The 20,626-nt window shown below is 63.9% G+C and carries 22 protein-coding genes and 1 tRNA gene; 14 read left to right on the top strand and 9 right to left on the bottom strand.

Translation table 11 applies throughout. The annotated features are described in order from the left end of the window. Positions 1-58: 58 nt before the first annotated feature. Complete coding sequence (locus tag CQ14_RS08575; protein WP_057857477.1) at positions 59-256, top strand: hypothetical protein; 198 nt, start codon at positions 59-61, stop codon at positions 254-256. 107 nt (positions 257-363) lie between these two features. On the opposite strand, the gene CQ14_RS08570 is transcribed toward CQ14_RS08575, so the two are convergent. Continuing rightward, positions 364-1,065, bottom strand: a complete 702-nt coding sequence (locus CQ14_RS08570; protein WP_057857498.1) for a hypothetical protein — start codon at positions 1,063-1,065, stop codon at positions 364-366. 213 nt (positions 1,066-1,278) lie between these two features. Then, positions 1,279-2,235: a helix-turn-helix domain-containing protein gene (locus tag CQ14_RS08565; protein ID WP_057857476.1), complete on the bottom strand. Its 957-nt coding sequence runs from the start codon at positions 2,233-2,235 to the stop codon at positions 1,279-1,281. 356 nt (positions 2,236-2,591) lie between these two features. Here CQ14_RS08565 and CQ14_RS08560 point away from each other — a divergent pair, with 356 nt between their 5' ends. The 3 genes from CQ14_RS08560 to CQ14_RS08550 are packed head-to-tail and all read left to right on the top strand — an operon-like array spanning position 2,592 to position 4,632. Beyond that, positions 2,592-3,230, top strand: coding sequence for an RraA family protein (locus tag CQ14_RS08560; protein WP_057857475.1), 639 nt, complete (start codon positions 2,592-2,594; stop codon positions 3,228-3,230). Between the two features lie 15 nt (positions 3,231-3,245). After that, on the top strand, positions 3,246-3,614 hold the full coding sequence (locus CQ14_RS08555; protein WP_057857474.1) for a dimethylsulfonioproprionate lyase family protein: 369 nt from the start codon (positions 3,246-3,248) through the stop codon (positions 3,612-3,614). A gap of 58 nt (positions 3,615-3,672) precedes the next feature. Next, on the top strand, positions 3,673-4,632 hold the full coding sequence (locus CQ14_RS08550) for a Bug family tripartite tricarboxylate transporter substrate binding protein (RefSeq protein ID WP_057857473.1): 960 nt from the start codon (positions 3,673-3,675) through the stop codon (positions 4,630-4,632). A gap of 69 nt (positions 4,633-4,701) precedes the next feature. Here CQ14_RS08550 and CQ14_RS08545 read toward each other — a convergent pair whose 3' ends face one another. Both CQ14_RS08545 and CQ14_RS43410 read right to left on the bottom strand, forming a co-directional pair. Further along, positions 4,702-5,235, bottom strand: a complete 534-nt coding sequence (locus CQ14_RS08545; RefSeq protein ID WP_057857472.1) for a PRC-barrel domain-containing protein — start codon at positions 5,233-5,235, stop codon at positions 4,702-4,704. A 29-nt stretch (positions 5,236-5,264) separates the two neighbouring features. After that, positions 5,265-5,546, bottom strand: a complete 282-nt coding sequence (locus CQ14_RS43410) for a hypothetical protein (protein WP_156434781.1) — start codon at positions 5,544-5,546, stop codon at positions 5,265-5,267. 120 nt (positions 5,547-5,666) lie between these two features. On the opposite strand from CQ14_RS43410, the gene CQ14_RS08540 reads away from it, so the two are divergent. Both CQ14_RS08540 and CQ14_RS08535 read left to right on the top strand, forming a co-directional pair. Further along, positions 5,667-5,743, top strand: a tRNA-Arg gene (locus CQ14_RS08540). A gap of 127 nt (positions 5,744-5,870) precedes the next feature. Continuing rightward, positions 5,871-6,533 carry a DUF2569 family protein gene (locus CQ14_RS08535; RefSeq protein WP_057857471.1) on the top strand — a complete coding sequence of 221 codons (663 nt, stop codon included), beginning with the start codon at positions 5,871-5,873 and terminating at the stop codon, positions 6,531-6,533. Between the two features lie 73 nt (positions 6,534-6,606). Here CQ14_RS08535 and CQ14_RS08530 read toward each other — a convergent pair whose 3' ends face one another. Continuing rightward, positions 6,607-7,575, bottom strand: a complete 969-nt coding sequence (locus CQ14_RS08530) for an alpha/beta hydrolase (protein WP_057857470.1) — start codon at positions 7,573-7,575, stop codon at positions 6,607-6,609. 239 nt (positions 7,576-7,814) lie between these two features. Here CQ14_RS08530 and CQ14_RS08525 point away from each other — a divergent pair, with 239 nt between their 5' ends. Further along, a complete protein-coding gene (locus CQ14_RS08525) occupies positions 7,815-8,057 on the top strand; it encodes a hypothetical protein (RefSeq protein WP_057857497.1) in 243 nt (80 codons plus the stop codon). 60 nt (positions 8,058-8,117) lie between these two features. On the opposite strand, the gene CQ14_RS08520 is transcribed toward CQ14_RS08525, so the two are convergent. Next, on the bottom strand, positions 8,118-9,983 hold the full coding sequence (locus tag CQ14_RS08520) for a di-heme-cytochrome C peroxidase (RefSeq protein ID WP_057857469.1): 1,866 nt from the start codon (positions 9,981-9,983) through the stop codon (positions 8,118-8,120). Positions 9,984-10,232: 249 nt separating this feature from the next. Between CQ14_RS08520 and CQ14_RS08515 the strand changes: the two genes are divergently transcribed. Together CQ14_RS08515 and CQ14_RS08510 are read left to right on the top strand one after the other, a co-directional pair. Next, the gene (locus CQ14_RS08515) at positions 10,233-10,916 is read left to right on the top strand and encodes an alpha/beta hydrolase family protein (protein ID WP_057857468.1); all 684 of its coding nucleotides are present in this window, start codon (positions 10,233-10,235) and stop codon (positions 10,914-10,916) included. Positions 10,917-11,092: 176 nt separating this feature from the next. Beyond that, positions 11,093-11,827, top strand: coding sequence for an aspartate/glutamate racemase family protein (locus CQ14_RS08510; protein ID WP_057857467.1), 735 nt, complete (start codon positions 11,093-11,095; stop codon positions 11,825-11,827). Here the strand turns inward: CQ14_RS08510 and CQ14_RS08505 are convergent. Further along, the gene (locus tag CQ14_RS08505) at positions 11,819-12,601 is read right to left on the bottom strand and encodes an SDR family oxidoreductase (protein WP_057857466.1); all 783 of its coding nucleotides are present in this window, start codon (positions 12,599-12,601) and stop codon (positions 11,819-11,821) included. The two genes, CQ14_RS08510 and CQ14_RS08505, sit on opposite strands and share 9 nt — an antisense overlap. A gap of 181 nt (positions 12,602-12,782) precedes the next feature. Here CQ14_RS08505 and bioB point away from each other — a divergent pair, with 181 nt between their 5' ends. Further along, positions 12,783-13,766, top strand: a complete 984-nt coding sequence (gene bioB, locus CQ14_RS08500; RefSeq protein ID WP_057857465.1) for a biotin synthase BioB — start codon at positions 12,783-12,785, stop codon at positions 13,764-13,766. 24 nt (positions 13,767-13,790) lie between these two features. Here the strand turns inward: bioB and CQ14_RS08495 are convergent, their stop codons facing one another. Next, positions 13,791-14,765 carry a ketopantoate reductase family protein gene (locus CQ14_RS08495; RefSeq protein ID WP_057857464.1) on the bottom strand — a complete coding sequence of 325 codons (975 nt, stop codon included), beginning with the start codon at positions 14,763-14,765 and terminating at the stop codon, positions 13,791-13,793. Positions 14,766-14,986: 221 nt separating this feature from the next. Continuing rightward, entirely contained in the window at positions 14,987-15,190 is a 204-nt protein-coding gene (locus CQ14_RS45935) for a hypothetical protein (protein WP_245320263.1), read from the bottom strand. A 60-nt stretch (positions 15,191-15,250) separates the two neighbouring features. Between CQ14_RS45935 and CQ14_RS08490 the strand changes: the two genes are divergently transcribed. The 4 genes from CQ14_RS08490 to CQ14_RS08475 all read left to right on the top strand — a co-directional run bounded on the left by CQ14_RS08490 (position 15,251) and on the right by CQ14_RS08475 (position 20,477). Then, positions 15,251-16,357 (top strand): Spy/CpxP family protein refolding chaperone, encoded by a 1,107-nt coding sequence (locus CQ14_RS08490; protein ID WP_245320262.1) that lies wholly within the window; start codon positions 15,251-15,253, stop codon positions 16,355-16,357. Between the two features lie 75 nt (positions 16,358-16,432). Beyond that, positions 16,433-17,233 (top strand): enoyl-CoA hydratase-related protein, encoded by an 801-nt coding sequence (locus tag CQ14_RS08485; RefSeq protein ID WP_057857462.1) that lies wholly within the window; start codon positions 16,433-16,435, stop codon positions 17,231-17,233. A gap of 245 nt (positions 17,234-17,478) precedes the next feature. After that, positions 17,479-18,426 (top strand): TRAP transporter substrate-binding protein, encoded by a 948-nt coding sequence (locus CQ14_RS08480; RefSeq protein WP_245320261.1) that lies wholly within the window; start codon positions 17,479-17,481, stop codon positions 18,424-18,426. A 17-nt stretch (positions 18,427-18,443) separates the two neighbouring features. Next, the gene (locus CQ14_RS08475) at positions 18,444-20,477 is read left to right on the top strand and encodes a methyl-accepting chemotaxis protein (protein WP_057857460.1); all 2,034 of its coding nucleotides are present in this window, start codon (positions 18,444-18,446) and stop codon (positions 20,475-20,477) included. The last annotated feature ends 149 nt before the right edge of the window (positions 20,478-20,626 follow it).

Below are 20,626 nucleotides of genomic sequence, written 5' to 3'. Positions count from 1 at the left end.
TTGAAATGGTGCTGATCCGGCGCGAATTTCGTATCGCAAAGCCGATGGGAGAAGCGACATGAAACGAACGGGAGCGCCGCTGGCGATCGTCATTTTGGCCGGCTGGGCGCTACTCTCGCCCGCGCAGGCCGTGCCGCCGACGGCAACGCCGTCACCGGGCTATGACGCGCGCCTGCAGGAACAGCGGGCGGCGGCGCGGGCGGCCACAACGCCCGTCGTCAAGCCGCGCCGGGTCAAGAAGCCGCGGGCGCATTGATGCCGACGGCGCCACGTGCGGAAGCTCGCGTTAGATTCCGGGCTTCTTCGATGTGCAAGCCGCACACCAGGATTCGCGCTACGCGCGCTTCGGAATGAAGCCGAGCGTCAGCCCTTCTTCTGCTTGGCCGGCTGCTGTTGCTGCTGCTGCGGATTGAGCAGCTTTTTCAGTCCGTTGATGCTCTCCGAGAGTCGCGGCCATTCACACGAGAACTGGTCCTTGGCGCACTGGGCAGCGCGGATGCGCGCCGCCTGCTTGACGGGACTGGCTATTGGTATCGGCACCTTTTCGGTCTCGATCGGCGGAGCGGCCTGCATCGCGTTCGACTGCTCGGTGCGCAGCGAGATCTGCTGCAACCCTTGCGCGGGCGGCGGCTCCGGCTGCTGCTTGGCCGCCTGCGCCGCGGCGAGGTGGTTGCGGCGCTCGCGCTCCAGATAGGCGGTGTAGTGCTCGTCGATCTTCTTCTGCTCTTCCGGCGTCGGATTGGGGCCCGCGATATCGAAGGTGCGGTCCTGCATGAAATCGTAATAGGTGTAACCGCCGCCTGCCTTGCGGCGGCCGGCGAACTTCGCATTGCATTCGGCAAGCTTCGCCGTTTTTTCTTCCTTGGTATTCGCTTTCTCGGCCACGTCGGCGCATGATTCGAAATCCACCGGCGTGCTGCGCCACCATTGCGCGTTCGACGGCGCCGGCGCGAACACGAGCAGGCCTCCGATCGCGGCAAAAACAAATGACGGTGCACGTGAGGCGACCACGGACGATTTTGCTCCAGTCGAATTCTTGGGAACTTTGATTGAGTCGATTGTCATCATTTTGGCAGCGCTGTCACGCCGAAATTGCACGATTTTCCCGCTAGCGTTGTGAGCTTACCCTCTGGATGTGACCGACGGAACACAGTGCTAGGCCATTAAAAATCTTGAAGAAATTCAACGGCAAAGCAAAGTTCCGCGCGCAACCTTGCAGCGATTCTAACCACGGGCGTCTGAAGGCGAGCGGATAAGCACGCCACATTGTGGCAACAATCAGTCAGCGCGTCGCGCGCGGGCCAAGGTGGTCGACGCCGTCTCATGGAACGTGGCGCGATAGAGCCGTGCGAATTCGCCCATGTGATGGAAGCCGTTGGCGCGCGCACACGACGTCACGGTGATCGCGTCAGAACCCTTCACCAGTTGCGCGCGGGCCGACCAAAGCTGCTTGAGACGCAGATAGCGATGCAGGCTCATGCCGCGAACACTCGCCACTGCCGTGCCGAGTGTCCTGACCGATACGCCGCATTGTTCGGCGAGGTCGGCGCTGTAGATCGGCGAGGCGGCGTGAAACGCGACATACTCGTCGATCATGCGAACGAGGCGGCAATAGCCCCTGCTTGCGATCCTGCCCGCCACATCAGGCGTTCTGCCGCGACGGAACATCTCGTCGATGGCGAGCAGCAGGTCTTCCTGGAGGGCCAGCGCCGAGCGCGGCTCCAGCAGCAGCGCCGGTCTGGCGGAAGCCGTCTGCAAGATGTTCGTCGTGATGGATCTGACGGTTGCCAGAGCCTCGAGGGTGGGCGTGAACGGGCGGAGCAGGTCCGGCGTATCGAACCACTCCCGATCGCGCAGGCCGGCGCCGAGCGTGATGATCGCGTGCAGCGATCCGCGAGGTTCGACGAACTGCAAATCGACATTGCCGCGCATGCCGATGAATGCCGGACGGTCCACGGACATGCCGTTGACGGCGACGTCGTAATCGTTCTCGATCTGGAAGATGACGACGCCGTGCGTCGCGCGGTAGCTGACGTCGACAATGCGTGGGAACGAGCTGAGCACCGTGATCTGGCAGCCCGGCAACTGCACCATCGCGCGCGCCGTATGGAAATTCGCAAGGCTGAGCGGGACGCTGCGCGCGTCCGCGACAAATTCGACCGGCCGGAAGGCATCGATGTCGGAGAACTGGACGATCGAAAGCGCCGGCGAGGGGACCAGCTTCTGGAACTGCATCGTGAGGCACCGGCAGCGCGAATCTTTTGCCGCCAGCGTCGGCGGGTCTGGTTAACGTCGCATTAAGAAGTGTGGCCGGGGAGAGGATTGCAAGCGGCTTTCGGTCGCAGAGAAAAAAAGCAGGGAAGGGCTGTCGGTTTCGCGACGTCTGGCGCTGGCCCGTGCGCTACGCGGGTTCACGCAGCACCAGCTGCCCGTTTCCCCGGCCGGCCGACCGGTCGCCCGGACCCATTCAAATCCATTATACCTGCTCAAGCGGAATGCTAATTGTTTTGCCGCAACCGACGTCATCATGTGGCGGCTGGTCTGGAGCCCTCGTGCCGGGCGTGCCGGAGCCGCAGGAGGGAACCGTTTTTATGAACATCACCACGGCCATGACCAGCGTGCCAAAGCCCGCAGCCGACCTGATCGAAGCCTTCCGGGATGCGCCGACCTCGATCATCTCAGACAATCTCGCTCGCCTGCCGGGCGCCGTGGGTCTTCGTCCCTTCCATCGCGGCGGGCGGCTGGTGGGGGTGGCCTTCACCGTGCGGACGCGGCCGGGCGACAATCTGGCGATTCACAAGGCGCTGGAACTGGTCGGCCCGGGCGATGTGATCGTGGTCGATGGCGGCGGCGACGAGACGCGGGCGCTGGTCGGCGAAATCATGAAGACCATCGCCGAATACCGCGGCGCCGCGGGCTATGTAATCGACGGTGCGATCCGCGATGTCGCGGCGTTCGCCGCCTCCGACTTTCCATGCTTTGCGCGGAGCGCGATCCACCGCGGGCCCTACAAGAGCGGTCCGGGTGAAATCAACGTGCCGGTATCGATCGGCGGCTCGGTGATTTCTCCCGGCGATATCGTGGTCGGCGACGAAGACGGCGTGGTGTCGTTCCCCGCTTCGACCGCACCCGGCTTGCTGGAGGCGGTCCGCGCCCAGATCGCGCGCGAGGAGCAAACTCTCGTCTCGATTCGCGAAGGCCGCTACCAGGGCAGTTACGGCAAATCCTGATTGAACGGAGGGACGATGAGCCAGAAAGACGAATTCCACAATCTGGATAACACGGCTGACGGCCTGTTTCGCGAACTCGCTGCCGGCGTCACCACGCGCATCTTCTCCGGCGAGCACGCGATGCTGTCGGTGGTGACGCTGGCGCCGCATGCGCAAGGCACCCTGCATCACCACCCCGAGGAGCAATGGGGCGTGCTGCTCGATGGGTCGGCGGTCCGCGTCCAGGGCGGGGAGGAAATTCCGGTCAAGAAGGGTGATTTCTGGCGCACGCCCGGCAACGTGCCGCATACGATGCGGGCTGGACCGGAAGGCGCCCGCGTGCTTGACATCTTCAGCCCGCCGCGGCCCGAGTACAAGAAAGCCGGGTCCGGCTTCGGCACTTAAACACCAGCCTTGCGAACAAAAACAAAAAATCGCAGGCGACACTGGGAGGAGAGGTTCGGTGAAGATTACACGACGCAACTTGCTTGCGGCGTCAGCCGCGTTCGCAGTGACGCCGGCGCTGACGCAGCCGGCCAAAAACATGACGCTGGTGGTGCCGTTTCCACCGGGGGGATCGACCGACGCGCTGGCGCGGCTATTGCAGTCTCATTTGCAGACGAAGCTCGGCCGCACCGTGCTGGTAGAGAACAAGTCGGGCGCGGCCGGCTCGCTCGGCGCCATCCAGGTTGCCAAGAGCGCGCCTGACGGCGCGACGTTCCTGGTGACCTTCGATTCGCATGCGGTGATTCCCTCGATCCTGGAAAAGCCGGGGGTGGATGTCGAAAAGGATCTGGTGCCGGTGTTCCTGGTCGGCACCGCACCTTACGTCGTCGCCGCGAATGCCGAGCGGCCGTACAAAAATTTTGCCGACGTGGTGGCGGCCTGCAAGGCCAAACCCGGCGCTGTGAAATACGCCTCCGTCGGCATCGGCACGCTCGGCCATCTGGCGATGACGGTGCTCGGCAAGAAGGCCGGTGTCGAGATCACGCATGTGCCCTACCGCGGCGGCGGTCCGGCGATGAACGACGTGCTCGGCGGCCATGTCGACATGATCGTGGGATCGGCGGCGCTGATCACGGCGCAGCTCGGCACCAACATGCTACGGCCGATCCTGCAATTGGGCCTCGAGCGGATGCCGGTGCTCAAGGACACCCAGACCGCGATCGAGGCAGGCTTTCCCGATTTCGAGACGCTGGCCTGGTGGGGCATCTTTGCGCCCAAGGACACGCCGGCCGAAATCATCGCCGCCATGGCGAAATCGGTGAAGGAGATTTTGAGCGAGCCGGCGGTGGCGACGCAATTGCAGGAAACGCAGCAGATGACGCTGCTGCTCGCCGACGGCAAGGAATTTTCGACGTTCTTCGCCAAGCAGGTCGGCATCTGGGGCCAGGTGGTGCGCGAGAACAATATCAAGGCGTAGCGGCGGGGTGCGCTCATAATCAAGGCCCCGCCGGAGCGGGGCCTTGACCAACCGAAGCTGTGGAACGCCTTAGTTATAGTCTGAGTACTTGAACTGCGGCATCGCCTTGAGCTGCTCCTTGGTGCCGCTCATCACCGCGTGATCGGGCATCCAGTCGTTCGCAGTGCCGCTACGTGCGGTCGTGGTGGTGGTCGTAGCCGCACCGGTCGTTGTTTCCTTGGTGGTCTCGCGCGTCGTCGTGGCCGGCGCGGTCGAACTCGTGCGCACCGGCTCTTCCATGAATTTGAGCTTGTCCATGGAAACGGCGATGTCATGCTCGCCCATGCCCAGGAAACCGCCGACGCCGATGACTACGGCGGCGACCTTGCCGTTCTTGTCCAGGATCAGCTCGTTGATGTCGCCGAGCTTCTCGTTGGCTTCATTGTAGACGTCGAGGCCCATGAGCTTGGACGCGCGCCAATTGCCCTTGAGCATCATCTTTTCATGTGTGCCGGCGCTGGTCGCGGCAGGCGCGGCTTTGTCCGCGGGCTGGGGCGACTGCGCATAGGCGGGGGCACTGAAGACGGCGGCGCTCAAGAGAGCCGCAGCTAGAAGTTTCTGCATTTTATCCTCCTCGGAAGTGATCGATTTTCCTAGAACAGGGCGCAGGCGCGAATGTTCCTCGGCGTTTTTTGCGAGAAGGTTCGGAACAAGTCTGAAGGACGCGGCGCGGAGATACCGGCGGCGAAGGCCGGTGGGCAAGCGGGTTGCTTGGCCGCAGGCTTTATGCGTCCTGGCGCGGAAACATTGTTATGGCGGTCTGCGTTGAAATATCGGCTCACGCCGGGTGGCAACCGGCCGCAACGGAGAATGATGAACGCAGCTATTTTGCCGGTTTCTTGCTGCGACACCAACGCATCGGTACGCGCTGACATCTAACCCGTTCCCGGCGTGAGCGCTCCCTTTCATCCGGCGGCCAGCCCAAGAGGGCTGGCGATGGCAGGTCTGCTTTGCTATGAAGCGTCCCAAGCACCTGCTTGTCCGAGCGGGTCCGCGGTCCCGTAGCTCAGCCGGATAGAGCGACGGTTTCCTAAACCGTAGGTCGGAAGTTCGAGTCTTCCCGGGATCGCCAGCTACCACACGGCATACGCGGCCGCGCTCTGGCTGCCTGGTGATTTGCCTTTTGGTCAATCTGCGCGATTTCTATCGTGACGTGCGCCGCGCGCCCGCTACAATGGTCAAACGTTGGGGGCGTTTGCATGCTGGCTGTATGGTACTACAACGATGGCGGTGAGCCGCGTGGCCCCTTGCCGCTGGCCGAACTGCTCCCGCTCCTTTCACAAATTGCCGATCGTCAGCATGTCAAGGTTTGGCGGCACGGCTTCGACGACTGGAAGCCGGTCGGGGAAGTACGCGAGGTCGCTCGGCACCTGCCAGTTGCCGCGGAAGGTGCGGAGATCAAGAATATCGAGCCTGAGCTGTCCGGCATCGGCGGCTGGCTTGGTCTGCTGGCGTTTGGTCAGGTGATGGGCATTTTGCGTCAGGTCGTGGCCGTCGGCCAATACCCTCAAACGATCAGCGACGATATTTGGAGACGCTTTCCGATCGCGTTGTGGGGCGAAATGGGAATGTACGCCGCGTTGATTGGTCTATCGATCTACACGGCCTGGCTCCTGTTTAATCACTCGCGCCGCTTTCCAGGCTTCTTTCTTGTACAAATGGTCTGCGCAATCTTCTTTCCGATCGTGGACCTTTTTTGGGTGGCGACGATCTTCTCGGTTTCTCTCGACCAGCCGATGAGTAAGTTCCTGACCGTCGAGCCCCTCGAGGCCGGCAAAATGCTCGTTACCGCGATCGCATCAGCGATCTGGATTTCCTACGTGCTGCGTTCCCGGCGGGTGGCAAACACGTTCACGAAGTAAAAGAGCCCTCTCCACTTGCATGGGGAGATGCCGACGCATTGCGGCGGCGCCGTCATTGTCGCTGTGGCGAAAGCTAGGTAGCCGCGTTCCTCTCCAGCAGCGCCTTGAACTCCGCCCGCGCGCGCTGTGCCTCGCGCCTCGCCGTCTCCGACGTTTCTCCAAGGCCGAAATAGCCGTGGATCAGGCCGAGGCCGTCGTAATATCGGGTCGGCACGCCTGCGGCGGCGAGTGAGTCGGCGTAGCCCTTGCCCTCGTCGCGGAGCGGATCGAACCATGCGGTGCAGACGACGGCGGGCGCGACGCCGGCGAGATTTTTGGCGCGCAGCGGCGAGACGCGCCAGTCGGAGCCGTGGGCGCCGTCTTCGAGGTAATGGCCGCAAAACCATTCCATGGTGGCGCGGGTGAGGAAATATCCGTCCGCGTTTTCGGCGCGCGAGGGAAAGCGCGCGTTCTCACGTGCATCGGCGAAATTTCCGGCGACGTCGGTGACGGGATAGACCAGCAATTGCGCTGCCAGCTTGATGCCGGCGTCGCGGCAGGCGATCGCGGTGGTGGCCGCCAGGTTGCCGCCGGCGCTGTCGCCGGCGACGCCGACGCGCGCCGCATCGCCGCCGAATTCGGCGATGCGGGCGATGACGTCCTTGACCGCTGCGAAAGCATCCTCGAACGCGCCGGGAAAGCGCACCTCCGGCGGGCGGCGATAATCGACCGAGACCACGACCGCGCCGGTCTCGATCGCGAGCCAGCGCGCCTGCCGGTCATGGGTCTCGAGATCGCCGGCCACCCAGCCGCCGCCGTGAAAGAACACGACCGTCGGCGATTTGTCGCTCGAGTTTCGATAGGCCCGCGCGGCCAGGAAGCCGGCTGCGCCTTTCACCTTGATATCCTCCGCGCTCGTCACCGGCGGCGGCGGAACCGCCGCGCGCGCGGCCGCCAATGCCCGCAGCGCATCGCGCGCGCTCTGCGGCGTCATCGACGTGGGATCGCGCAATGGCAGCAGCGGGATGATCTGGGCGACGACGGGATCGAGCGGCGGAATCATGCGGGGCCTCGCAGGGAACGGTGGAATGCCAGAATAGGTAACGGGTACGGCTGCGGCAATTGCGCTGGACGCCACCCAGACCCGCCGATTTCCCTCAATTGATAATGATTCCCTTTAAGCCGGCGCGTGGCACGCGTCGGCAGAATCGGGGCGCCGTTTACTTCTGGTTATCCCTAAACAAGCGTGCACGGGGAACGGCCGGGCGCGCCGCTCATTACTCCCTCCAGAGGGAGTGTGTGATGGCTCAAATTAGCGGAATGGATCGGGTGCTTGACGAAATGCTGGTGCAACTCGGCGGGGTGGTGCTGAGGTTGTCCAGCCCCCAGGTGACGCGTACGGCCGAGGAGCGGCACGCGCTGGCGTGCTCAGTCAATCAATATTCGGTATGCGCGGCGCGCTCGGACGATCCGCGCGTGCACCAGCTCAAGGCCGAGCTCGAAGAGACGATCAAGCCGCATTTGCGGCTGGTTGCCAGCAGGTAGCCGTTCGCTTGCTTCGATTGCACCGCCGGGCGGAGCCCGGCGGTCGCGGTGAGCGAGTGGTTAGAGCGTCTTGAGATATTCGATCAGCGCCTTCCGATCGCCCTCCGACAGCGCCGGCCCGATCACGCCCTTGATTTCCTTGTCCTTGTCGTAGTCCTTGCGGAATTCATGTCCCCGGTTCGAATTGCCGCGAATGGACGTGTCGAATTCGAAGCCGTTCTTGAACAGATCGCTCTTGTAGCCGACCTTCACGGGATCGTACTCGCGATTGCCGAGGTAGAATGTCTTCGGCCGCTTCTCCGGGTCGCCGAGCAGATCGTCGATGGTCGGCACCGAGCCATTGTGCAGGTAAGGCGGCGTCGCCCACACGCCGTTCAACGGACGGACCTTGTAGGCCAGTTCACCGCGGAGTTCGTTCGGCATGTAGCCGTCGATGCGCTTCCGCTCCGCCTCGCTGACCGGCGGTTTTCGCTGGTCGAAGTTGTAGTTGACGGTCTTCTCGACCAGATCGCCCAGCGCGAATGCGAAGCTGGGGCTCTTGATGCCGAGGTTTTCGGGCACCGCGACCGTGCGGGCCAGCATGTCGGCGGCCTGTGCGTCATCGGTTCCGATATGCGAGATCTTGATGTTCTCGACCTTGAGGATCGCTTCGCCGGCCTCGTTCTTGGTCCACCAGTCCTTGTTGTTGAAATCGTAGAACTCCGCACTCGTGATCGGCGGTCGGTGGCACCCCTCGCAATGGGTCTTGTAGAGCTTGGCGCCGTCCTCGGCCAGCTTCGGGTCGATCGGCGGCAGGATGTCGGCCGGCCATTTCGGGGATTTCAGCCCCGAGAATCCATCCTTCGCGTTCGGCGGCTTCTTGCCCTTGATCATCATCTCCATTTCATCGAGCGCGTCGATGTTCACGCTCGATTTATAGAGGCCCTTGGATGGCTCAGTCAGATTGAGTTCGGCCGACACGCCGAGCGATTCGCCGGCGTTGCGCACCATCGGCTGCATGATGGAGCCGTTATACTGGACCCAGTCGAACCACGGCGTATTCCAGATTCGGGGGAAATGCACCGGCGCGGAGGAGCCGGCATAGTTCTCCGGCTTGTTCAGGTCGATGGAGAATACCTGATTGCCGATCCGGTTCAGCGCATCGAGCCGGCCGTAACCCTCCAGGATGCTCTGGGAGGCGACGCGCTCTTCGAGATCCTTGACCCGCTTGTACTGCTTGAGAACCTGGTCGAGCTGGGTCTTCAGCGTCTCGCGGTCGTCAACGGAGGCGTCCTCTCCCAGGATGCGGTCGGCGAAGCGGCTGAAGCGGCCGGGCCAGAAACGGGTCAGGAACAGCGAGATGCCCATGCCCTGCTTCATCTTGAACAGATCGGTGAGCGCCGGCCCGCCGTCGATGACGACGGCGGTGCCGTTATAGGTGAAGCTGCCGGTGTGGCAGGCCGCGCAGGTCAGGCCGACGCCGTTCATGTCCTTCTTGTCGCGCGGGTTCTTCCATGGCGCCCCGGTCGGGTCCAGCATCGGGGTCCCTTCCGCGAAGCCGATCGGAAGCGCCGTCTTGCCTGATATGACGGTGTCGGCAATGAAGCCGTAGCGATCGAGATAGGCGGGGTCGCTGAACATGCCGGGATTGGTGAACACCAGCCAGGGAATTGTCGGCTGCTCCAGCGCCATGAACCATTTGAAGGGAAAGCCGAAGGTCCGCGTTCCCTGATCCTTGTGATAGAACCAGCTCAGCGTTTCCTTATCGACACCCTGATCGAGCCAGACGGTCTTCTTCGGCGTCGGATGCTCCACGAGCTTGACGTGGAAATCCTGCCAGAGCTTGGCGATGTCGTCCTTGAAGGCGACGTAACCGATGCCGACGACCGCCAGCGCGATCACGATTTTTGTGATCCTCTTGCCGGTCGCAGTCCTCTTGCCCCACATGGCTTGCCCCCTTTGCAAAAACTGCACCGCTCGCGCGCAATATCCGTCTGTTATCAAAAAACGCCGCAAGGCGAATCACCCTCGGCGTGCGATTGAATATGATTCCATCTTATAGTGGCGTCACAGGTCTGTCCATGAATCCGGCTCTTCGCGCTCGGGTGATTTAGGTCGGTTCATCTCGCGGGTCCGGCTTTTTCCAGTATTCCAGTATAGAGTGCCGACCATGCAATTGAATGTCAGCCAGTTCACATGACGACAGCCGCGGCGGAACGCATTCATATCGAGGTGGGCTCCGATCAGACAGTTTCCGCGCTGCTGATCGAGCCGCCGCAATGCCGCGCCTGTTACGCGTTTGCGCACGGGGCCGGGGCGGGCATGGACCATGCGTCGATGGAAACGGTGGCCGCGGGTCTCGGCCAACGCGGCATTGCGACGCTGCGCTATCAGTTTCTCTATATGGAGAAAGGCAGCAAGCGGCCCGATCCGCCTGCGGTCGCACACGCCACGGTGCGGGCGGCGGTGGCGGAAGCCGGGCGACGCTTTCCCGTGCTGCCGTTGATTGCGGGTGGCCGATCCTTCGGCGGGCGGATGACATCGCAGGCGCAGGCGAAGTCGCCTTTGGCCGGCGTTCGCGGATTGGCGTTTCTCGGCTTTCCCTTGCATCCGGCCGGAAAGCCTTCCAGCGAGCGCGCCGTGCACCTCGCGGATGTGAAGATACCGATGCTGTTCCTGCAGGGCACGCGCGATGCGCTGGCGGAATTGAGCTTGCTCAAGCCTGTCGTCAAAGACCTGGGGTCGCGGGCGACGCTGCATCTGCTCGATGGCGCCGACCATTCCTTCCATGTGCTGAAGAGCTCGGGCCGGAACGATCGCGCGGTGATGGATGAGGCGCTGGATGCGTTTGCGGCGTGGGTGGACGAGGTCGTGAGCTAAGTGCTCCGACGGCGTCCCTGCGAAAGCAGGGACCCATAACCACAGGACGGCCTTGTTAGGGAAAGCCGTCTCCCTTGGTGCCTTTCCGCGTGGCTGCGGCGTATGGGTCCCGGCTCAAGGCCGGGACGACGGATGATAAAGTTTGCGCGACGCTCGATACCCATTACGATGTATCAATGACAAAAATCCTGATCGTCAATCCGAACACAACTACCTCGATGACCGAAACGATCGGCGCCGCCGCGCGCGCTGTCGCCGCATCCGGCACCGAGATCATCGCCGTTACATCGTCGACGGGGCCGGTCTCGATCGAAGGCTATTACGACGAGGCGTTCGCGGTGCCCGGCCTGATCCAAGCGCTGATCAATGCGCCGGATGCCGATGCGGCGATTGTCGCGTGCTTCGACGACACCGGCCTCGACGCCGCACGGACCGCCGCGCGCTTTCCGGTGGTCGGCATTTGCGAGGCGGCGCTGGTGACGGCCGGCCAGATCGCCAAGCGCATCGCCGTCGTCACCACGCTGCCGCGCTCGATCGTGCCGCTGGAAGAGCTCGTGCGCCGCTATGGTTTCGCGGAGAGGGCGCAGGTCACGGCGTGCGATGTCGCGGTGCTCGATCTCGACAAGCCCGGCTCGGGTGCGGAAGCTAAGCTTGAAGCCGAGATTGCCCGCGCGCTCGACAAGGGTGCGGAAGCGATCGTGCTGGGCTGTGCCGGCATGGCCGATCTGCCGCAAAAACTGTCGCGGAAATTCGGCGTGCCCGTCGTCGATGGCGTCGCGGCGGCGGTGAAGCAGGCCGAGGCGCTGGCCGGGTTGAGGTTGACGACGTCGCGGCGTGGCTCCTACGCGTCGCCGGGCGTGAAGAATTACACTGGAATACTCGCGCCGTTCGCGCCGAAAACCTCAAGCTGATTGCGGCGCGCCGTAGATCTTGTCGCGCAGCCGCCGCATGCCAGTGAGCCAGCGGTCGCGGTTGGAAGCCTTGCGCTGCATGTATTCGGCGACCTGCGGATGCGACAGGATGAGGAAGCGTTCTTCCGCCATCGCCTCGATCACCATGCGCGCCACTTCAGGCGGCTGCAGCACGCCGTCGACCCGCGCGGCGCTAGGGCCCGGTGTCGTCATGGCTGTCTGCACCGACTGCGGGCACAGTACGGAAACGCGGATGCCGCGGTCGCCATACTGAATGGCGAGATGTTCGGCGAGCGCCACGGCGGCATTCTTGGTGACGCCGTAGGGCATCGAGTTCAGCGACGCCAGCAGGCCCGCCGCGGAAGCGGTGTTGAGGAGATAGCCGGAGCCGCGCGCCAGCATGCCGGGCACCAGCGCGCGCGCCGCGAACACATGGCTCATGACATGGACGCGCCAGCTCACGTCCCAATCGGCGTCCGATGCCGTCTCCTGACCCTTGCGTGACAGCCCGGCGTTGGAAAAGAACACGTCGACCGGGCCGTATTTGTCCTCGGCCGCGGCGATCAGCGCCTGGATGTCTTCCTCCAGCCCGACATCGGCCGTGATCGGCAGCCCGTCGATATCGCCGGCGACCTTGGCGAGCTTCTCGCGTGAAGTCTTGAGGTCGGCGACCACGACGCCGCGCGCGCCGGCTTCCGCATAGGCGCGCGCTACCGCTTCACCGATGCCGCTGGCGGCTCCCGTTACGACACAGACCTTGCCTTTGACGTGCATGCTTGGTTCCCGCCTGCTTCTTTTTCTTTGATGTGCGCAAGAGTGATACGGCCGCCACTGTATGGTCAATGTCCGATTGCATCTGCAATCAACTTTTTGCAGGCGCAGCGCAGTGGCGCTGGTGCGGGCCGCGCCACCGTGCGATGACGGCCGGATGCGACGCAATTTGGAGAATTGAAGGATGCTCGAAGCACGGGATGAAACGTTGAGCGCCGCAGCGCCGTCTGCTGGTTCAGCGGCGTGGTCGCGAGAGGCAGCCTGGTCACTCTACCGGTTACCGTTCAATGATCTCCTGTTCCGGGCACAGTCCGTTCACCGGCAGAATTTCGATCCCAATCGCGTGCAACTGAGCAAGCTCCTCAACATCAAGACCGGCGGCTGCCCGGAGGATTGTGGCTATTGCAGCCAGTCCTCGCATCACTCGACCGGACTTGCCGCCTCGAAGCTGATGGACGTCGAAAGGGTCGTGACCGAGGCGCGTAAGGCGCGGGACGGCGGTGCGACACGTTATTGCATGGGCGCTGCGTGGCGTAACCCAAAGCCGAGAGACATGGATGCCATCGTTGAAATGGTCGGTGCGGTGAAGGCGCTCGGGCTCGAGACCTGCATGACGCTGGGAATGCTTGACCGTGCGCAGGCGGACCGCCTCAGTGCGGCAGGTCTCGATTACTACAACCACAATATCGATACGTCGGAGCGCTATTACCCCCAGGTGATCGCGACGCGTACGTTTGCCGATCGTCTCGACACGCTGGAGAATGTCCGGCAATCCGGCATGAAAGTTTGTTGCGGTGGCATCCTCGGCATGGGCGAGGAAGAAACCGACCGCGTCGACATGCTGGTGACGCTCGCAAATCTGGCGGAGCCGCCGGAAAGCGTTCCGATCAACATGCTGATTCCGATCGCCGGCACGCCGCTTGCGGAATCAGCGGCGATCGCGCCAATCGAATTTGTCCGGATCGTTGCGCTCGCGCGCATCATGACGCCGACATCATATGTCCGCCTTTCGGCGGGGCGTTCGGCGATGAGCGATGAGATGCAGGCGCTTTGCTTCTTTGCGGGGGCGAATTCGATCTTCGTCGGCGACACCTTGCTGACGGCCGGCAATCCGGAGGACGAGGCTGACCGGAAGCTGTTTCAGCGGCTGGGATTGCAGGCCATCTGATCGGCTCCGCGTCAAGTCGACTGGTTAGCCTCGATACAACCCCTTGTCGCGCGCCTGGCGGATGGCGAGCGCACCCATCATGTCGAGCAACGGTGTCGAAAGTCCGGCAGCGCGGGCGAAGGCGGCGGGCGCGCGGACCAGCACGTCGATCTCCATGGCGCGGCCGAGTTCGTAGTCCTGCAGGATCGACGGCTTGTGATCCGGCGCGGGGCCGGAGCGGGTCACGCGCTTGACCTCGGGAAAACAGCTTTGCGCGATGCTGTTGGCCTCGTCGAGCAGGCGCGGCACGATGTCGGCAAGATCAGGATCGTCACGGACGGCGCGCGCGGTCTGCCCGGTCAGGAGGCACAGCACCGACATCGACATGTTGGTCAGCAGTTTTGACCAGATCGTCTCCCTGATCTGCGTAACGTCGGGCGAGTCGATGGACGCTCCGTTCAGCGCCACGCGCAGGCTTGCAACCCGCTCGCTGGCGCGATCGTCACACTCGCCGATCAGAAGCCGGTTGCGCTCGGGTGACAGGTTCGCGACCACGCCCGGTCCGACGACTTCATTCGATGAGAAAACGACGCCACCGACGATGCGCTGTTTCGGGATCGCCGCGCGCAGGCGTCCGCCGGGATCGAGGAAAGCGAGATCCGGCACCAGCGGATGTTTTTGCGAGAGCCCGATATCGTACCACCAGGGAATACCGTTCTGCGCGAAGACGACCGCCGTGTCGTCGCCGAGCAGCGGCTGCAGGCTGCCAGCGAGGCTGGAGAGGCCCGTCGCCTTCAGTGTGCAGATGACGGCGTCCTGCCGGCCCAGCGCCGCGGGATCGCTGGACGCGCGCACCTTCGCCTTGAACTCGCCATCTCCAACCCGCAGCGTCAGCCCGTTCGCTTTCACCGCATCCAGATGCGGGCCGCGCATCACGCAGGAAACGTCGTGTCCTGCCAGCGCGAGCCGCACCGCAAAATGGCTGCCGACGGCGCCCGCACCGAAAATACAAATACGCATGGATGGGAAATCCTGCTGGGGGAAATAGTCTTGCTAGTTTTCACAAGCCTTGATCGGGCGCAACCGGCCCGCCGCACAGGGCGGGTTGCGGCGGGCGCGGCCTCGGCACTGCTGGCTTGGCGCCTGAGGGAACCCTGCTGTTCAGTCGGCGTTCATCCAGATGCCGTCAAGCTTGCGGCATAGCGACAATGGGACGTGCGACGATGAGGGGACGTGCCATGTCAAGGATCGTATTGGGCATTGCCGCCATTGTGTTCGCAATGGCGCTGTGCGTGGCGGATTTCGCGATCGCAAAAGGCGGTCATGGCGGCGGCCACGGCGGTGGACGCGGCGGCGGTCATGGCGGTGGTCATCATGGTGGCGGCCATCGCGGCGGCGGTCATGGTCACGGCCATCATTTCGGCGGGCGGCACCATGGCGGTCATTTTCACGGCAGGGCGCATAGCCGCTCCTTCTCCGGACACCGTTCATTCTCCGCGCATCGCATGAACTTCGCCGGTGGCGGCCGTGCGCTGAACTCGCGCGCACTCGCTCGGAGCTATCGTCACACCGCCGCTCTCCATAGTCCCGCCATGCGGGCCAGCGTCACCGCGGGCGCCGCGCTGGCTGGGTGGCAATATGGGCGTGGCAGGGGCGGCGGCTGGTGGCGGCACGGCAATGGCGGGTACGGCTGGGTCGGGCCGCTGTTCTGGCCGTTCGCCTATTACGACATCTACGACTACACGTTATGGGGGCCGAATGTAGGCGCGCCGTTCTGGTACTATGGCTACGACGATATTTATGCCGGCCTGTTCGGGCCTTACGACTATCAGGGCCTGACTGGCTACCTGCCGCCGCGTGGCTCTCCCGACGCCGGACCGGACCGGCTGGCGCTGTTGTGCGGCGAGGACAGTCGCGAAATCGCAGGACTGCCGATCGATCTGATCGCGCAGACGATCGAGCCGACCGAGGTGCAGCGCGCAGCGCTCGACGATCTCGCCAATGCGTCGGTGACATCGGCACAGAAGATCAAGGCGGCGTGCCCGACGTCGATCGCGTTGACGGCGTCCGGCCGGCTTGCATCGATGCAACAGCGCATCGAAGCAATGATTGCAGGCGTTGCGACCGTGCAGGCGCCGCTGGACAAGCTTTACAGTCTTCTGAACGACGAGCAGAAGGCGCGGCTGAACGCGGTCGCGGAAGAACAGGAGCGGAAAGCCGAAAGGCGCCGCAGCAGATCGCTGGTGCGGGCCTGCGACGTCGCGCAATCAACGGGCTTGAGCTGGCCGACGGAGGAACTCGATGCGCGGCTGCGTCCGACCGACGTGCAACGCACCGGCCTTACAGCCCTGCAGAACGCCAGCGCCAAGGCCAGGGAGATGCTGAACGCCTCGTGCCGGCCCGAGGAAGCCGGCACGCCGTCCGCGCGGCTCGCGTCGGCCGGCAAGCGGCTCGATGTTATGCTGCAGGCGGTGAAGCAGGTGCGCACCGCGCTCGATGACTTCTATGTGACCTTGAGTGATGAGCAGAAGGCGCAATTCGAGGCCATCGGCCCGCGGCGGACATCGTTCGCCGACAGGGCAGACATGACGCGGCGGTACGGCCGAAGATAACTCGGCGGTCGTGACAGCGCCTGCAATCCCGGCCTATGGTTCGGCATAACAACATGCCGAACAAGAGGGCCGCCCATGACTGCCAATCCTGTCTTGTGGAATCTCGACGCGCGTGGCGTCGCCACCGTCACGCTGAATCGCCCCGAGGTGAACAACGCCTATGACGCCGGGCTCATCAACGGCGTGCTCGCGGCGATGGATGAACTCGGCAAGAAGCCGAATCTTCGCCTTGTCGTACTGAAAGGCAACGGCAAGCATTTCCAGGCCGGGGCGGATCTGAAATGGATCAACGGCGTCCGGCCGAAATCGGTTGAGGAAAACGAGGCGGTGTCGCGGGCGACGTTCGAGGCCGTGCAGCGGCTGAACACGCTGCCGATCCCGACGGTGGCGCTGGTGCAGGGCGGCTGTTTCGGCGGCGGCACCGGGGTGATCTCGGCCTGCGACGTCGTGGTCGCCGCCGACAATGCAATGTTCTCGATCACCGAAGTGCGCTGGGGACTGACGGCCGCCATCATCATCCCGCAACTCTGCGACGCCATCGGCGTCCGCCAGGTCCGCCGCTACGCATTGACCGGCGAACGCTTTGGTGCGGAGGAGGCGCGGCGCATCGGGCTGGTGCATGAAGTGGTGCCGCTGGCCGAACTGGAGGCGGCCGGGGCCAAGGTCGTCGAGCAGTTGCTGGCCAACGGCCCCGAAGCGCTGGCCGAAACCAAGCGGCTGGCGATGGAGAGCTCGTTCGGCGGCATGAGCGTCGACGACGAGGCGTATGCGCGGCTGGTGAAGATGCATTCCGCGCGGCGACAGACCAGCGAGGCGTCGGAAGGGCTGGCGTCGTTTGCGGAGAAGCGAACGGCGAATTGGGGAGGCAAGGCTTAGCAGGTCGGCAATGCACCCTTAGGGCGCGTGCGCCAAAAAGGACGCGCATGCAGCCGCAGCCAGGGCGCCGGAACTCCGTCCAGAAGCACTCGAGAATTGCCCGTCGCGCGACGGGCCGCTCCTTTGGTCGAAAGGGCAGGCCTCCTTAAGACCTTAACCATAATTGTTTGGTAGGTCTGCGATCACGGCCAAGGCAATGGTGTGACATGCGCGGACAGTCGAGACGATTTTGGCTAGCGGGATCGATGATTGCAGCGTCAACGCTGCTGTTGCCACGTCCGGCTATCGCTTCGCCCCGGTTGATCTCGCTCGCATTCAACTCGCAGTCGCAGGCTCCGCAGCAATTCGGTTCGGACGAGTTTCGTCAGAAACTGCTGGCGCTGTCCGGCAAGCGTCTCGTCGTCGACTACCGCGGGAGCGGCGCGCTGGGCAGCGAAAACACGGTTCTTGCCGCGACCAGATCCGGCGCCGTCGATATGGCGGTGATCTCCGGCGGGGTTGTCAGCTCGGTCGTTCCCGAACTGGGCGTGTTCGACGTTCCCTTCCTGTTTCGCGACGTGGCGCATGCCAAGGCGGTCGCGCAAGGCCCGATCGGCGCGGCGATCGCCGCCAAATTCGCCGACAAAGGGCTGACCTTGTTGGCGTTTGGCAAGCAGGGCTTTCGCAACATCACGAATTCCAGGCGTCCGATTCGGACGCCCGCCGACCTCAAGGGACTCAAGATCCGCGTTATCCCGAACGAGATCTATCCGATGACCTTCAAGGCGCTGGGCGCGGAAGTGATGCCCATGGAGTTTCCGCTGGTCTACGCCGCGCTGAAGGACGGAAGGTTGGACGGCCAGGAAAATCCGGTGCCGACGATCGCCAACAGCCGGTTTTACGAAGTTCAGAAATACCTCACCCTCACCGGGCATTTCTTCGCACCGATCGCCTTCGTCGCAAATCGCGCGATGTTCGAGCAGCTCGATCCTGGCGACCAGGCGGTGCTGATCGCGGCCGCCAAGGCGGCGGCTGAGGTGACCTGGCAGGCCGAGCTTGACGCCCCAAGGCTCGAACAAGTGCGCAAAAACGGCATGGAGGTGATCGAGAAGATTGACCGCCAGCCTTTCCTGGACGCGCTCAAGCCGCTCGATCAGGAATTCGAAAAGCGTTTCGGCAAGGATCTGATCGCCGCTATTCGGTCCACTCGTTAGGAGCTTTCGGGAATACAATGAAACTGCCTTCCATGATGTCCTGGATCGGTGTCCGTCCGCGGGTATTTGGCGGCTTCGCGCTGGTTCTGAGCTTTCTCGTCGTTCTCGGCGGCTTCGCCATGGTTCAGGTCGAGCGAATCGGCGGAACCGTCAACGAACTCGTGACCAGCGCCGCCGGAGACGCCGGCATGTCGCAGGTGCGCGCCGCGCTGCTCAGCGCAAACGGCGCGGTGGAGAAATTCATCCGGACCTGGAACGTCGGCGACAAGGATGCCGCGGCGCAGGCGATCGCGGGCGTCGGCCAGCTGGCCGATCAGATCGAACGACAGTTCGGCACCTTGCCGACCATCGCGGAGGGCGTCGGCCCGGTGCGGACAGCGCTGGAGACCTACCGGTCTTCGTTTGCGGCCGCGGCGGAGGCCGTCGACCGGCTGCGTGCCGCCACGACCAAAACTGACGCCCATGGCGCCGTCGCGGGGCTTAATGTCGGCGGCATCCAGGTCGCGCTTGCCAACCGGTCCGATCCGGAACGGCTCGTCAACCCGATGCGGCTCGCCGCCGTCGTCGACGGGTTGCGGATCACCGTGATGCGCTATGGGAACACGCTGTCGACGGCGGATGCCGACGACGCCAAACTCGCGCTGACCTACGTCCAGCTCGCAATCGCGGACACCGAGGCCGAAATTGCCGGCACAGGAGATGCCAAATTAAAGTCGCTGGTTGCGGCACTGAAGGCCGCGATCACCGCTGACGCCGCGGCGCTGGACGAGGTGATCAAGGTTGCCGGCGATCTGCGTGCGAAGCAAGCCGATCTGGTGAAAGCCAGTGCCGCGATCGACGAGCAGGTCAACAAGATCAACACGAAACTTGGCGCGGTGCGCGCCGAACAGGGTGAGAAGACCGCCGCGGCGGTTCGGCACACGGAGCAGACGGTGATCGTCAGCGCGGCCGGAGCTCTCCTTTTGGGCGCCGTGCTGGCGTGGCTGATCGGCGCCAGCGTCTCCGGTCCGATCCGCCGCATGACGGACAGGATGCAATCGCTTGCCGCGGGCGAGCTCGACGATGCGATTCCGGGTGGCGAGTCGCGCGATGAGATCGGCCGCATGGCGCGAGCTGTCGAGGTGTTCCGCGAAAACGCGCTGGCTGTTCGCCGCATGGAACGGGAAGTTGCGGCGCAACACGACGCAACCGAGGCGGACCGCCTGCGCATGATGTCTGAGCTCGCCAGCCGCTTCGAGCAGGGCATGCAGGGCGTGATTACGGGCGTCGGGGGCCGCGCGGAGGAGATGGGCCGCAGCGCCGAGGAACTGGCACGGGTTGCGGAACGCGGCCGGGGGCTTGCGGAAGCGGTTGCGACCCGCGCCGAGCAGGCGTCGATGAATGTCCAGACGGTTGCTTCCGCGACCCAGCAACTCGCCGCTTCCATCCGTGAAATCTCAAGCCAGGTGCAGCGCTCCGTTACGGTGTCGAGCAGGGCAACGGGCGAGACGCAGCGGACCTCCGAACTGATCAGCGGGCTGTCCAGCGCCGCGGAAAGGATCGGCAACATCGTTCAGCTGATCCAGGCGATCGCGAGCCAGACCAACCTTCTGGCGCTGAACGCGACGATCGAAGCGGCGCGGGCCGGCGACGCCGGCAAAGGATTCGCGATCGTCGCCAGCGAGGTGAAAAATCTCGCATCCCAAACCGCGCAGGCGACGGAACAGATCGCCAGCCAGATCGCAACTATCCAGAGCGCCACCGGCGAAACTGTCGCGGCGATTACGCAATTCGGTACAACGGTCAAGGAAATGGCCGAGATCGCGTCGGCGGTTGCCGCCGCAGTCGAGGAGCAGGGCGCTGCAACAGGCGACATCGCGCGCAATGTCGAGGAGGCGGCAAGCGGAACCGCCGCGGTCACCCAGGAAATGAGCGACGTGCGCGCGGTGGCCAGCGAGACCGATGCCGGTGCCGAAGCCGCTCTTACGGCTGCGGCGGCGCTTCGGCAGCAGGCCGTTTCGCTGAAGAGCAATGTCAGCGACTTTCTGCAGACCATTCGCGCGGCCGCCTGACGGCAACGCGGGACGTCGTCGCGCGTAGGTCGGCAAACCGATGTGAGCTCTCCGCATCGAGGGTGGCAGACCGCTGAATCATCGGAAGGGCTGGCGTCGTTTGCGGAGAAGCTGGCGACGAATTGGGGACGCAACGCATAGACTTCGGC

This window comes from Bradyrhizobium lablabi (assembly GCF_001440475.1).
In the GTDB taxonomy this organism is placed as follows: domain Bacteria; phylum Pseudomonadota; class Alphaproteobacteria; order Rhizobiales; family Xanthobacteraceae; genus Bradyrhizobium; species Bradyrhizobium lablabi.
Note: the sequence above shows the minus strand (reverse complement) of the source record. Positions and strands in the feature narration are given on the sequence as shown.

Excerpts from the sequence above, each read along its gene's own strand:
- CQ14_RS08575 (WP_057857477.1), top strand. The coding sequence starts at position 59 with ATGAAACGAACGGGAGCGCCGCTGGCGATCGTCATTTTGGCCGGCTGG.
- CQ14_RS08570 (WP_057857498.1), bottom strand. The coding sequence starts at position 1,065 with ATGACAATCGACTCAATCAAAGTTCCCAAGAATTCGACTGGAGCAAAA.
- CQ14_RS08565 (WP_057857476.1), bottom strand. The coding sequence starts at position 2,235 with ATGCAGTTCCAGAAGCTGGTCCCCTCGCCGGCGCTTTCGATCGTCCAG.
- CQ14_RS08560 (WP_057857475.1), top strand. The coding sequence starts at position 2,592 with ATGAACATCACCACGGCCATGACCAGCGTGCCAAAGCCCGCAGCCGAC.
- CQ14_RS08555 (WP_057857474.1), top strand. The coding sequence starts at position 3,246 with ATGAGCCAGAAAGACGAATTCCACAATCTGGATAACACGGCTGACGGC.
- CQ14_RS08545 (WP_057857472.1), bottom strand. The coding sequence starts at position 5,235 with ATGCAGAAACTTCTAGCTGCGGCTCTCTTGAGCGCCGCCGTCTTCAGT.
- CQ14_RS43410 (WP_156434781.1), bottom strand. The coding sequence starts at position 5,546 with ATGTCAGCGCGTACCGATGCGTTGGTGTCGCAGCAAGAAACCGGCAAA.
- CQ14_RS08535 (WP_057857471.1), top strand. The coding sequence starts at position 5,871 with ATGCTGGCTGTATGGTACTACAACGATGGCGGTGAGCCGCGTGGCCCC.
- CQ14_RS08530 (WP_057857470.1), bottom strand. The coding sequence starts at position 7,575 with ATGATTCCGCCGCTCGATCCCGTCGTCGCCCAGATCATCCCGCTGCTG.
- CQ14_RS08525 (WP_057857497.1), top strand. The coding sequence starts at position 7,815 with ATGGCTCAAATTAGCGGAATGGATCGGGTGCTTGACGAAATGCTGGTG.
- CQ14_RS08520 (WP_057857469.1), bottom strand. The coding sequence starts at position 9,983 with ATGTGGGGCAAGAGGACTGCGACCGGCAAGAGGATCACAAAAATCGTG.
- CQ14_RS08515 (WP_057857468.1), top strand. The coding sequence starts at position 10,233 with ATGACGACAGCCGCGGCGGAACGCATTCATATCGAGGTGGGCTCCGAT.
- CQ14_RS08510 (WP_057857467.1), top strand. The coding sequence starts at position 11,093 with ATGACAAAAATCCTGATCGTCAATCCGAACACAACTACCTCGATGACC.
- CQ14_RS08505 (WP_057857466.1), bottom strand. The coding sequence starts at position 12,601 with ATGCACGTCAAAGGCAAGGTCTGTGTCGTAACGGGAGCCGCCAGCGGC.
- bioB (WP_057857465.1), top strand. The coding sequence starts at position 12,783 with ATGCTCGAAGCACGGGATGAAACGTTGAGCGCCGCAGCGCCGTCTGCT.
- CQ14_RS08495 (WP_057857464.1), bottom strand. The coding sequence starts at position 14,765 with ATGCGTATTTGTATTTTCGGTGCGGGCGCCGTCGGCAGCCATTTTGCG.
- CQ14_RS45935 (WP_245320263.1), bottom strand. The coding sequence starts at position 15,190 with ATGACCGCCATGGTGCCGCCCGCCGAAATGATGGCCGTGACCATGACC.
- CQ14_RS08490 (WP_245320262.1), top strand. The coding sequence starts at position 15,251 with ATGAACTTCGCCGGTGGCGGCCGTGCGCTGAACTCGCGCGCACTCGCT.
- CQ14_RS08485 (WP_057857462.1), top strand. The coding sequence starts at position 16,433 with ATGACTGCCAATCCTGTCTTGTGGAATCTCGACGCGCGTGGCGTCGCC.
- CQ14_RS08480 (WP_245320261.1), top strand. The coding sequence starts at position 17,479 with ATGATTGCAGCGTCAACGCTGCTGTTGCCACGTCCGGCTATCGCTTCG.
- CQ14_RS08475 (WP_057857460.1), top strand. The coding sequence starts at position 18,444 with ATGAAACTGCCTTCCATGATGTCCTGGATCGGTGTCCGTCCGCGGGTA.